Consider the following 11544-nt stretch of genomic DNA (forward strand, 5'->3'; position numbering starts at 1 on the left):
AAAAAGGGAACTCAATGAAAAAACTGACACTTTTAAGCGCACCACTATTTGCAGTTACCATGGCATTATCAGGCTGTCAGTCAGCTTATTATTCAGCCATGGAGTCTGTAGGTGTCCATAAGCGCGATATTTTAGTTGACCGTGTTGAAGAAACTAAAGAGTCTCAACAAGAGTCACAAGAAGAATTTCAATCAGCATTAGAGAGGCTGACCACATTAATCAACTTTGATGGTGGCGAACTACAAGATGCCTACAACCAACTCAATGATGATTATGAATCAAGCCTTGCAGCTGCGAATCAAGTAACCACCAACATCAACAAAGTTGAAGATGTAGCCGAAGCGCTATTCGATGAATGGAGCGATGAGCTTGAGCAATATAAAAGCGCTTCTCTAAAGCGTGAAAGCAGCAAAAAGCTTAATGCAACCAAGCGCCAATTTGACCAACTGTTACGCTCAATGCGCAGTGCTGAGAGTAAAATGGAGCCTGTATTAACATCGCTTCACGATAACGTGCTGTATCTAAAACACAACCTTAATGCACAAGCTGTAACAGCTATCAAAGGCGAGTTTACGAATCTAAAACGCGACATCAAAATTTTAATGGATGATATGAATAAGTCGATTGAAGACTCAAATAAATTCATTGAGCAAATGAATAAAGCAAGCTAATCATCTTGCGCAAATTTCACTAAGCCTACTTAAACGTAGGCTTTTTTATGTAACCTCTTGTTACTTTTTAATGATTTATCTTAAATCTTATTTTGCTAAACTCGTGGCAAAGAATAAAAAGTAAGCATGTTATGCATTTAAAAACACTTCCTACACTTATCGCCGCTGCACTTTTAGCAGCTTGTAGCCACTCTAACACTGTTAATGTTATTGCTGGCGAAGGTACGATTACCCCGTTAAAAACCGAAGGAGAGCAGGCTGGTCGTTACCATAACCTTTACCCCGGTGAAAAAGAGTACCCAACAACCTGCACCGACAATTGCTATGAAACGTCTGAGCTGCTTGTATGCAACGACAGCAACTCACAATGCCACTATCAAGGCGAACAAATAGTACCTAAAGTCGATTCAGGCTTTACAGTTCGCTGGTTAGGTCATGCAGGCTTTTATATTCAATCACCCAGTGGTGAGCAGTTGCTGTTTGACCCCGTTAAGGATCAGTTTGATTCACCTGTAGACTTGGCCTTCAAACTCGCAGGCGGTATCTATCGCAAACCTGGGGCTTGGCCAACGCAAACAGAGCTTGATGGCCTACATGCGGTGATGTACTCACACATCCATTATGATCATTTTAACAAAGCGGATATAGAAGAAATTGGCAATGGTCCACGCTATTTAGTACCTTTAGGATTTGCAGATAACTTCCCTACCGGTGGTTTTACTATCTCAGAGATGGCGTGGTACGCAAGTACCAAGATTAATGATTTAACGATTCATGCCGTGCCAGCTCACCACTTTAGCAGCCGTATCTTAGTGCCTTTCATTTATGAAGATCACAATAAAGATTTATGGAATGGTTGGTTACTCGAACAAAACGGAAAAACCTTATTTTTTGCTGGCGATACCGGTTACTCAAAACATTTTCGGGATATTAAACAAAAATACGGCGAAATTGATGTGTGTTTGATGCCGATAGCGTCCTATTACCACCAAGAAAGCGGCAAATGGTACCGCTATGTACACACAACACCTGAAGATGCGTTAAATGCAGCTGAGGAGCTAAGCTGTAAAGTGATGATCCCATGGGGGTATGGTAACGCAAGCTGGCAAATGGGCGACCATTCTAGTCACTCTGCATTGCTACGATTACTGCATATGCAAAAAGACATGAGCAGCCAAGTACCCGTATATATACTGAATGAAGGTGAGCAAGTGTCACTGTAGTAAAACCTTGCCCCTATCAATCTAACACACCAAAACGGTTAGACTTTCGTCTCTTTTATTAAACTATGAAGTAAGTCTAATCGTTTATGTAATTGTTTATCTGCATAGTATTGGGCAATACTTACATTAAAAATCATTAGTAAAATAAAGTAGAAAACAGGCTGGTCAATCGTTTCAGGAAAGAAGTATTGCACAACTAAAAGCGTGAAAATAAAACTTGCATACTTACTGATAATAGACCACCACTTAGGTCTGAGCGCATCTATTTTCTCATTGATGGATTCATTACGCTGCATCTGAGAAAAAGCAATTTGCGCGTCCACTTGATCCTTGTCCATTAAATCGATTCCTTTGTTTTTGTAGGCAGTCTTATTTTACAAGTTAAGAGTTGTCACTAGAAGCTCTTTATTTTAAAGGCCTAAAAAAACCGCCGTATTTTTCAATACGACGGTTTTTATATTTTTTAAAACTAAAAGACGTTATTAGTCTTTAGCTTGACGGCTCGCACGTTTACGGTCACTTTCAGTTAAGTGACGTTTACGAATACGAATGCTCTCAGGTGTTACTTCCACTAACTCGTCATCATCGATGAACTCAATCGCTTGCTCAAGCGTGTAGTTTAGTGGTGGCGTTAATGTTTGCGCTTCATCAGTACCTGATGCACGAACGTTAGTAAGTTGCTTACCTTTAAGTGCATTTACTGTTAGGTCGTTGTCACGGCTATGAATACCAATAACCATACCTTCGTAAACTTCAACACCGTGACCAATGAATAGCTTACCACGGTCTTGTAAGTTAAATAATGCATTAGTAAGTGCTTTACCCGTTGCGTTCGCAATCATTACACCATTCTTACGCGCACCAATAGTACCGCCTTTATGTGGACCGTAGTGATCGAATGTATGGTAAAGAAGACCAGAACCAGAGGTTAATGTCATAAATTCAGTTTGGAAACCTATTAAGCCACGACTTGGGATCATAAAGTCCATACGTACACGGCCTTTACCATCTGGAGACATGTCTGTTAGTTCACCCTTACGAAGACCAATTTGTTCCATGATAGAACCTTGGTGCTCTTCTTGACAGTCGATTGTAAGTGTTTCGTATGGCTCTTCTTTTTGACCATCAACTTCACGAAGGATTACTTGTGGACGAGAAACCGCAAGCTCGTAACCTTCACGACGCATGTTCTCGATTAAGATACCTAAGTGTAACTCACCACGACCAGAAACACGGAAGCTATCTGGATTATCAGTTTCTTCAACACGTAGTGCTACGTTGTGTACAAGCTCAGCTTGTAAACGCTCAAGGATATTACGTGAAGTGACGAATTTACCTTCTTTACCAGCAAATGGTGATGTGTTTACAGAGAACGTCATTGTTACTGTCGGCTCATCAACGCTTAGTGGTGGTAATGCTTCAACGGTATTTACATCACAGATAGTGTCTGAGATTTTTAACTCACCAAGACCTGTAATTGCAATGATGTCGCCTGCGCCCGCAGATTCTGCTTCGTGACGCTCAAGACCTAAGTAACTCATTACTTGGCCAACTTTACCGTTACGCTTAGTACCGTCTGCACTCACAATCGTTACTTGTTGGTTAGGACGAACAGTACCACGCTTGATACGACCTACACCGATAACACCGATGTATGAGTTGTAGTCAAGCTGAGAAATTTGCATTTGAAGAGCACCTTCAGGATCGGCATCCGGTGGAGATACTTCGTCAACGATCATCTGGAACATAGGTTCCATGTTGTCAGATGGCGTGTCTAAATCCATTGTTGCCCAGCCGTTGATAGCTGATGCATAGATTACTTTAAAGTCTAACTGTTCATCAGTTGCACCTAGGTTATCGAATAAATCGAAAACTTGGTCCATAACCCAGTCAGGACGTGCACCTGGTTTGTCGATTTTGTTGATAACAACAATCGGCGTTAAACCTTGTGCGAATGCTTTTTGCGTTACGAAACGCGTTTGTGGCATTGGACCTTCTTGAGCATCAACAAGTAGTAATACTGAGTCAGCCATCGAAAGTACGCGTTCTACTTCACCACCGAAGTCGGCGTGTCCTGGGGTATCTACGATATTGATATGGTAGTCATTCCAAGAGATAGCTGTATTTTTAGCTAAAATGGTAATACCACGCTCTTTCTCAATGTCGTTTGAGTCCATTACGCGCTCTTCGTTACCGCCGCGCGTTTCTAATGTGCCTGATTGCTCAAGCAGTTTATCAACCAAAGTTGTTTTACCGTGGTCAACGTGGGCGATAATCGCTATATTTCTTAACTTTTCGATGCTCATATTTTTTCTCAGAGAAATTGAATCTCATTGATCCTGCAAGATCTACGCACTCATCTGAGTTTTCACCAGATGTCCCAGCATAGGATTTAAAAGGGCGCATATTATCCCTTAATAATGGCATGGATGAAAGTTTATCCAATGTAAATTTATAAACTTTCTTCAAGCTTTTTCTAAGTATCTGTTTTATAAATGACAAATTTATGAACTTTGTTCATTTCAAACAGTAAGAATTGGCGAAATTCTGAGTTATGAGCCATATTTTCAGAGTAAATCAAGCTCAGAGTTCATTTATTAGGTATGCTCAATTTCTGTGCATTTGGCATTGTGAAAAAGCAATGCACCACAATGAAACTTTTACGCACCAAAGTTGTGCAAATAGTTTTAACAAAACCCTATTCTATTTTTTTTTATAAGCCTAAACAACATGTTAAAAATATGGCATGAAATCAGCTTATATAAAACAAAAGCAATAATGCAGCAAAAATAAAACCCAACAATTGGAGGACACATGTCACAATCGGTTTTAGATTTTATCAAAGAAAATGACGTTAAGTTCATTGATTTACGCTTTACTGACACCAAAGGTAAAGAACAGCATGTTTCTATTCCTCATCACCAAATTGATGAAGAGTTCTTTGAAGACGGCAAAATGTTTGACGGTTCTTCAATTGCTGGCTGGAAAGGCATCAATGAATCAGACATGGTACTAATGCCTGTACCTGAGTCTGCTAAAATGGACCCATTTTCTGAAGAAGCTACTTTAATCGTACGTTGTGACGTTGTTGAGCCTTCAACACTTCAAGGTTACGAGCGTGATCCACGTTCTGTTGCAAAACGCGCTGAAGAATACATGCGTTCAACAGGTATCGCTGATACTGTTTTATTCGGCCCAGAGCCAGAGTTCTTCCTATTTGATGATGTAAAATACAAATCAGACATGTCTGGTTCTATGTACAAAATTGATGATATCGAAGCTGCATGGAACTCAGATAAAGACTACGAAGGTGGCAACAAAGGCCATCGTCCAGGCGTTAAAGGTGGTTACTTCCCATGTTCACCTATTGATTCATCACACGACTGGCGTTCAGCTACATGTTTAGTTCTTGAAGAACTAGGCCAAGTTGTAGAAGCTCATCACCATGAAGTTGCAACTGCGGGTCAAAACGAAATCGCAACACGCTTCAATACCATGGTATTAAAAGCAGACGAAATCCAAGAGATGAAATATGTTATCCATAACATGGCTCACCTTTATGGTAAGACAGCAACCTTCATGCCTAAGCCTCTTGTAGGTGATAACGGTTCTGGTATGCACTGTCACCAATCTTTAGGTAAAGATGGCGTAAACATCTTCGCTGGTGACAAGTACGCGGGTCTTTCTGAAGAAGCACTTTACTACATCGGTGGTATCATCAAGCACGCTAAAGCAATCAACGCATTCGCTAACGCGTCAACTAACTCGTACAAACGTCTAGTACCAGGCTTCGAAGCACCAGTAATGCTAGCATACTCTGCACGTAACCGTTCTGCTTCAATCCGTATCCCTGTGGTACCGTCTGCAAAAGCACGTCGTATCGAGGTACGTTTCCCAGATCCAACAGCTAACCCATACCTAGCATTCTCAGCAATGCTTATGGCTGGCCTTGACGGTATCAAAAACAAGATCCACCCTGGCGATGCTATGGATAAAGATTTATACGACTTACCAGCTGAAGAAGCTGCTGAGATCCCACAAGTTGCCTCTTCACTAAGCGAAGCACTTGCTTCTTTAGACGCTGACCGTGAATTCTTAACCCAAGGTGGTGTATTCACTGACGATCTAATCGATGCATACATCTCACTGAAGAACAAAGAAGTTGAAAAGCTTAACATGACAACTCACCCAGTTGAGTTTGAAATGTACTACAGCGTGTAATTGCGCTGTAGCAGAATTATCTATATCAGATAATAAATGTGTGTTCTCAAGCCCGCTTTGCGGGCTTTTTTAATGGTAATTCGACGTATTCTCCTCTACAGTTTTAAATAGATTAAGAAATGCAGGGTTGCAGAGTGAAAAGCATAACTTTATTGTTAGCAGTACTAATTTTTGTTAGTACTTTTAGCCATGGTACCGCTCAGAAGAAAGTGTATTCGTGGAAGGATAGAAATGGTGTTTTAGTCTTTTCTGATACACCACGTCCAGGCGCAACTGAAGTAAAGCTAAATACGCAAAATCTCACTATGCCAGCGACCGATACGAGCATTCTAGATAGCAGCCCGAACGTTACACCGGTTAATTTTAAAGTGACAATAGCCTCACCTGAAAATGAAGCCACCGTTAGAGAGAATACTGGTTCCGTTTATGTAACGACTCGTATTAGTCCACGCTTTGCAACAGGCTTTAAGGTACAACTCCTTGTTGATGGCACTCCTTTAGGTGTTGCCAGTAGCAGTACAACCTTTGCACTTAGAGAAGTCAATCGAGGCGAACACACACTGCAAGCTAAGCTTTTTAATGAGAATAATAAACTCGTTTCGGTTAGCCCAGTAAGCACCTTTTTTATGCATCGAGCATCTGTATTAAACAGCAATTAACTTTTTAAAATAGATACCTCACAATGCAGAATGGCTGTGCTAAGCTATGCTCAATCGCAACGCACTAAAATGGTGCAAACATGCTCAGTAATACTCCCTTCGACTCAGAAATACTCGACAGTATCTGGAAAAATTTAAGTACTGCCGTTATCTTGCTCGACCGAAACTTCAAACTGGTTTATGCAAATGACAGTGCAAGTGAGCTTTTAGGTTTAGGTCCTAAACGTATTATCAACCAACCATTCGATAATCTATTTAACTATCACTCAATTGATTTAAAACGCATCGCCCAGTACTCACTGTTCGATGGTGTTGATTGCCATCAGCATAGAGCTGACGTGGTGTTCATCGATTCTCGCCATGCTAAATTAACAATCAGTACGCGACGGCTCAGCAGCAAAAATGAAAACTACATTTTATTTGAATGCCGCCAAATGGACGATGAAATTCGTCACGATCAAGCCTCTAATCAAATGCATCAATATCAAGCTGCGCGTAATTTAATACGTGGTTTGGCGCACGAAATTAAAAATCCATTAGGTGGAATTCGCGGAGCGGCGCAATTATTGCAGTATGAGGTTGATCAGCAAGAACGAGATCAATGTGCAGAGCTTATTATTGAGCAAGCAGACAGATTGCGAGAGCTAGTCGACCGCTTGCTTGGCCCGAATCAGTTGCCCCACAAATCCTATGGCAATATTCACCAAGCACTTGAGTCAGTAATCAAGCTAAGCATGCTGGATAATAGTGCGAATATCACCTTAGTAAAAGACTATGATCCGAGCATACCTAATGTGTATATAGATCAAAGTAAAATTCAACAGGTGGTGTTGAACATTATTCGTAATGCCCAACAGGCTCTCGTTGATGGTGGTGAAATCAGAATAAAAACCCGTATTAACCACCAGCATAGACGTCCTGGTAAAGCGCCGAAAAAAACCTTGCTGATCCAAATTTCGGATAATGGTCCAGGTATAGATAAGAATCTAAAAGAAACTTTGTTCTATCCCATGATCACCAATAAAGAAAATGGTTCAGGGCTTGGTTTATCCATAGCGCAAACCTTGGTTGACCAGCATGACGGACACATAGACTGTGACAGTTGGCCTGGCCATACAGAATTTAATATCTATTTGCCTTTTACGGATTAATGGTTTTTTGGAGTAATCATGAAAACAGTCTGGTTAGTTGATGATGATGCCTCAATACGCTTTGTATTAGAAAAAGCGCTGGCAAGAGCAGGATTTGACACCCAAAGCTATGCAAATGCACAAGATGTACTTAATGCATTAAAATTTAGCCAGCCCACAGTGCTCGTCTCTGACGTGCGTATGCCAGGTATGGACGGCATGGCATTGCTAGAAACAATTGCTGAGCAAAATCCTGGCTTACCTGTGATCATCATGACTGCCCACTCAGATCTCGACTCTGCAGTTAATGCGTTTCAAAAAGGGGCATTTGAGTATCTTGCCAAACCGTTTGATTTAGATGAAGCCGTAGCATTGGTAGAAAGCGCATGTCGTGCTAACTCAACAAAAAAAACCAAACGTAAATTAGCACCGCAAACCAATGCGCATATCATCGGTGAAGCACCTGCTATGCAAGAGGTGTTTCGTGCGATTGGTAAATTATCAGCTTCAAGTATGAGTGTGTTAATCAATGGCGAATCAGGTACAGGTAAAGAGCTTGTCGCCAGTGCCCTACACAACCACAGTCCACGCAAAGAAAACCAGTTTATCGCTCTCAATATGGCTGCCATTCCTAAAGAATTAGTCGAATCTGAATTATTTGGCCATGAAAAAGGCGCATTCACAGGAGCTGACAGCATTCGTAAAGGTCGCTTTGAACAGGCAAATGGCGGCACATTATTTTTAGACGAAATTGGTGATATGCCGCTTGATGTGCAAACTCGCTTATTACGCGTGTTAGCCGATGGTGAGTTTTACCGTGTTGGTGGTCATCAAAGCATAAAGGTCGATGTGCGAATCATCGCCGCAACTCACCAAAACCTTGAAGACTTGGTTAAACAAGGGAAGTTTCGTGACGATCTGTTCCACCGTTTAAACGTCGTGCGTTTGCGCCTACCCGCCCTACGAGAACGCACCGAAGATATTGAGCGCCTCGCACAACATTTTTTACATAAAAGTGCTAAAGAGCTGCAAGTCGAAAGCAAAATTTTAAGCCCTAAAGCCACTGAGCAATTACGCCTATTCAATTGGCCTGGCAATGTTCGTCAACTAGAGAACACCTGCCGTTGGTTAACTGTAATGGCACCGGGTGAGCTTATCAGCGAGCAAGATTTACCTCCCGAAATTATTGCCGCAACCCCTACAGAGCAAGAAGGCGACTGGCTAGATGCATTTCAGCAATGGCTTAATCTTGAACTTAAACAAGGCAAAGAGAATATTTGGCCTGCGATTCAAGCACAATTAGAAACTCGCTTAATTAAAACTGCACTTGCAAACTGTGCAGGCCACAAACAAGAAGCAGCCATCAAAATTGGTTGGGGGCGTAATACGTTGACCCGCAAGCTAAAAGAGCGCAATATTAGCTAAATTTCACACTATGAACACAGTGAATCAATGAAGTTAATCGAGCATATTCCGCTTATTAAACAAATGGAAATCATTAACAGACTGTCGTTTTTTAGAGAGTTTTCTCTCAGTGAACGACAGGTGTTATTAGAATCGTTTAGTCACTTATATTTAGTACAACAAGGCCGTGCGGTTTTTAAACAATTTGATAATGACAAACGCCTTTATATTGTACTAAGTGGCTCTCTTACCGTGTTTAAGCAAAGCCATTTAGTTGAGCTAGGCAGCATAGAGCCTGGTGAATTTATTGGTGAAGGCGCGTTTATCAATAACCGTGAACGAAGTACTAGTGCGCGAGCTAAGATCGATACTATCGTACTTGCAATCACACCAGAAGCGCTTACTCGACTACCAAATGTAATCCGTGAGAAAATAAAAGATCGTATCATCGAAGGTATGAGTGAACGCATCATTAAGCTCAGTAATTATCTAGAGTCACGCGGCTAATCCATATACACAATTTGTAACGAGCAATTCAACCAGCTTGGTTCATTAACCCGTGCTGTGTAACGGTAGGTGTCTGATGGTTTCATACCAAATGGGGTACTCACTTCTGGCGTTAAATGGCTGTAACTTTGCGAATAGTTTTTATAGTAAATAACTAGGTAGCCATATAAGTAATCCCAATCAAGGGAGACTTTTCTACCGCTTGTAAGGGTAAAGTGTGCCTGCTTATTATTAAATGTAACAGCAAGATCATTATACTTGTCTTCAACACATCCGGTGGTGAGTACACGAGTCGGCATAGTAAAACTAGTTGTGGTATTTTTAGCTCTTAAATAAAAGCCAATATTGCCATGATTGTAAAAGTGATTTGCGGCGGTGGTGTATTTGATCTCAGGCTGATAACCCAGTCGCTGCATGATACCAGCTAAGATCTCAGTCTGTTCAGTCAAAATTTTATCTTCGGATAACATCAAAGTCGCGTCGCCAAACTCTCGCGGCACACTCAGTTGCGTGTATTTATAAGGTAAACGCTGAGCACTTAAGGCTAAATCGAGCTGAGCTTGCTGCTGTGCGTCTAAGTTTTCTGTATAAACATAAACAGTTGGCTGTTGGCAACCAACTAACAATAGCAACACACACCAAATATACATCCTGTTCATACTATTCCCCCAAAAGATTACAAATGTAGTCTATTAAAGGAAAGCTGATTAATCAACTAATTTAAATGGTAACTTAGCCATTTATCAACACTGCGTCGAGTGTAAAGAATATCTTTAAATAAGCGGTGAACCTGATACTCAAGTAACTTTTCTTTACTCTCCTCTCCATAGGCAAGCTGGCTGTGGTTATCATTAAAACGTGAAATTAATGCAAAGCCTTGTTCTGATTTATCAGGCTGTGCTTTGATTGCTTTTGTTAGCAAAGCTCGCACATCATCTGCGGCTAATAGTGACGAATCCTGTAACCCCATTAACTCTTTCCTTAGTGCTGATCTTACGCCCATTACTACTTCTCCAGAACGAATTTAAAATGAAACGAGATTGCTTATAGCAATTAGTACACCAATTTAAAACGCGCGCAGTGTAACCAGAAAATACTGCAATTTTTTTACTGCTTTTGAAAAATATCATTCTTTTTTGCGAGCCAATTTTAACCCTTTGAAGAAGTTAAAAATTTAATCTTGGTTCAATCCAGTGCTAGGCTTTATAATGGCTACGATTAAATTATGAGAGACCAACATGAACGAAGATTTCATAGAAATTGAACTAGAAGAAGAGCCTATAGAGTTATGTAATTTGCTAAAAGTGCTCGACTTAGTCGAAACCGGAGGCCAGGCAAAAGCACTAATAGGTGAAGGTTATGTTGGAGTAAACTATGAAATTTGTACAATAAAACGGAAAAAATTATACAGTGGTGATGTGCTCGCTTTTGATGGTGAGTTGTTTCAATTAACATTAAGCGAAGATGCAACACCGAATCCTCGCCCACCAGAAACACCGAAAAAAGCACAATCAGAAACGAGCGAAACAGCACCGAAAAAAACAAAACGCAAGCGTACTAAAAAACCAAAAGTGGACGAAAAAACAGGCCGTCGCCCTATTTCATTTGGTTAGTTCAAGGTTGCTTAGTTGCTATAAATCACCTTTAATTGAGTTGGATTATAACAGTAATAAAAGGTGGTTTTGACACCTCCAACTTGGCTAAAACTACTTGCTTAAGCAGCAAGCCT

The 11544-nt window shown here is 40.8% G+C and carries 12 protein-coding genes; 8 read left to right on the plus strand and 4 right to left on the minus strand.

Annotation, left to right across the window (positions count from 1 at the left end; all coding sequences use genetic code 11):
* Positions 1-14 precede the first annotated feature (14 nt).
* Positions 15-671 (plus strand): DUF2959 domain-containing protein, encoded by a 657-nt coding sequence (locus tag L3V41_RS16115; protein ID WP_062568226.1) that lies wholly within the window; start codon positions 15-17, stop codon positions 669-671.
* A 131-nt stretch (positions 672-802) separates the two neighbouring features.
* Positions 803-1894 carry an MBL fold metallo-hydrolase gene (locus tag L3V41_RS16120; RefSeq protein ID WP_237128088.1) on the plus strand — a complete coding sequence of 364 codons (1092 nt, stop codon included), beginning with the start codon at positions 803-805 and terminating at the stop codon, positions 1892-1894.
* 38 nt (positions 1895-1932) lie between these two features.
* Here the strand turns inward: L3V41_RS16120 and L3V41_RS16125 are convergent, their stop codons facing one another.
* Positions 1933-2232, minus strand: a complete 300-nt coding sequence (locus L3V41_RS16125) for a hypothetical protein (protein WP_062568224.1) — start codon at positions 2230-2232, stop codon at positions 1933-1935.
* 144 nt (positions 2233-2376) lie between these two features.
* On the minus strand, positions 2377-4200 hold the full coding sequence (gene typA, locus L3V41_RS16130; RefSeq protein WP_062568223.1) for a translational GTPase TypA: 1824 nt from the start codon (positions 4198-4200) through the stop codon (positions 2377-2379).
* Positions 4201-4708: 508 nt separating this feature from the next.
* Between typA and glnA the strand changes: the two genes are divergently transcribed.
* The 5 genes from glnA (at position 4709) to L3V41_RS16155 (ending at position 9815) form a co-directional block, all read left to right on the plus strand.
* Positions 4709-6115 (plus strand): glutamate--ammonia ligase, encoded by a 1407-nt coding sequence (gene glnA, locus L3V41_RS16135; RefSeq protein ID WP_062568222.1) that lies wholly within the window; start codon positions 4709-4711, stop codon positions 6113-6115.
* A 134-nt stretch (positions 6116-6249) separates the two neighbouring features.
* Positions 6250-6774 carry a DUF4124 domain-containing protein gene (locus tag L3V41_RS16140; RefSeq protein ID WP_228074387.1) on the plus strand — a complete coding sequence of 175 codons (525 nt, stop codon included), beginning with the start codon at positions 6250-6252 and terminating at the stop codon, positions 6772-6774.
* Positions 6775-6854: 80 nt separating this feature from the next.
* Complete coding sequence (glnL, locus tag L3V41_RS16145; RefSeq protein WP_130151490.1) at positions 6855-7925, plus strand: nitrogen regulation protein NR(II); 1071 nt, start codon at positions 6855-6857, stop codon at positions 7923-7925.
* Positions 7926-7943: 18 nt separating this feature from the next.
* Positions 7944-9329, plus strand: coding sequence for a nitrogen regulation protein NR(I) (gene ntrC / locus L3V41_RS16150; protein WP_237128089.1), 1386 nt, complete (start codon positions 7944-7946; stop codon positions 9327-9329).
* Between the two features lie 27 nt (positions 9330-9356).
* Positions 9357-9815 (plus strand): cyclic nucleotide-binding domain-containing protein, encoded by a 459-nt coding sequence (locus L3V41_RS16155; RefSeq protein ID WP_062568218.1) that lies wholly within the window; start codon positions 9357-9359, stop codon positions 9813-9815.
* On the opposite strand, the gene L3V41_RS16160 is transcribed toward L3V41_RS16155, so the two are convergent.
* A complete protein-coding gene (locus L3V41_RS16160) occupies positions 9812-10474 on the minus strand; it encodes a hypothetical protein (RefSeq protein WP_062568217.1) in 663 nt (220 codons plus the stop codon). The genes L3V41_RS16155 and L3V41_RS16160 overlap by 4 nt on opposite strands.
* Before the next feature lie 56 nt (positions 10475-10530).
* Positions 10531-10818, minus strand: coding sequence for a hypothetical protein (locus L3V41_RS16165; protein WP_193988145.1), 288 nt, complete (start codon positions 10816-10818; stop codon positions 10531-10533).
* A 235-nt stretch (positions 10819-11053) separates the two neighbouring features.
* Between L3V41_RS16165 and L3V41_RS16170 the strand changes: the two genes are divergently transcribed.
* Positions 11054-11428 carry an RNA-binding S4 domain-containing protein gene (locus tag L3V41_RS16170; RefSeq protein ID WP_062568215.1) on the plus strand — a complete coding sequence of 125 codons (375 nt, stop codon included), beginning with the start codon at positions 11054-11056 and terminating at the stop codon, positions 11426-11428.
* Positions 11429-11544: the final 116 nt, after the last annotated feature.

This window comes from Pseudoalteromonas sp. L21, assembly GCF_021728035.1.
GTDB lineage: Bacteria > Pseudomonadota > Gammaproteobacteria > Enterobacterales > Alteromonadaceae > Pseudoalteromonas > Pseudoalteromonas arabiensis.

Coding starts and splice junctions, on each gene's coding strand:
- L3V41_RS16115 (WP_062568226.1), top strand. CDS start 15: ATGAAAAAACTGACACTTTTAAGCGCACCACTATTTGCAGTTACCATG.
- typA (WP_062568223.1), bottom strand. CDS start 4,200: ATGAGCATCGAAAAGTTAAGAAATATAGCGATTATCGCCCACGTTGAC.
- L3V41_RS16155 (WP_062568218.1), top strand. CDS start 9,357: ATGAAGTTAATCGAGCATATTCCGCTTATTAAACAAATGGAAATCATT.
- L3V41_RS16170 (WP_062568215.1), top strand. CDS start 11,054: ATGAACGAAGATTTCATAGAAATTGAACTAGAAGAAGAGCCTATAGAG.
- L3V41_RS16125 (WP_062568224.1), bottom strand. CDS start 2,232: ATGGACAAGGATCAAGTGGACGCGCAAATTGCTTTTTCTCAGATGCAG.
- L3V41_RS16120 (WP_237128088.1), top strand. CDS start 803: ATGCATTTAAAAACACTTCCTACACTTATCGCCGCTGCACTTTTAGCA.
- L3V41_RS16165 (WP_193988145.1), bottom strand. CDS start 10,818: ATGGGCGTAAGATCAGCACTAAGGAAAGAGTTAATGGGGTTACAGGAT.
- glnL (WP_130151490.1), top strand. CDS start 6,855: ATGCTCAGTAATACTCCCTTCGACTCAGAAATACTCGACAGTATCTGG.
- glnA (WP_062568222.1), top strand. CDS start 4,709: ATGTCACAATCGGTTTTAGATTTTATCAAAGAAAATGACGTTAAGTTC.
- L3V41_RS16160 (WP_062568217.1), bottom strand. CDS start 10,474: ATGAACAGGATGTATATTTGGTGTGTGTTGCTATTGTTAGTTGGTTGC.
- ntrC (WP_237128089.1), top strand. CDS start 7,944: ATGAAAACAGTCTGGTTAGTTGATGATGATGCCTCAATACGCTTTGTA.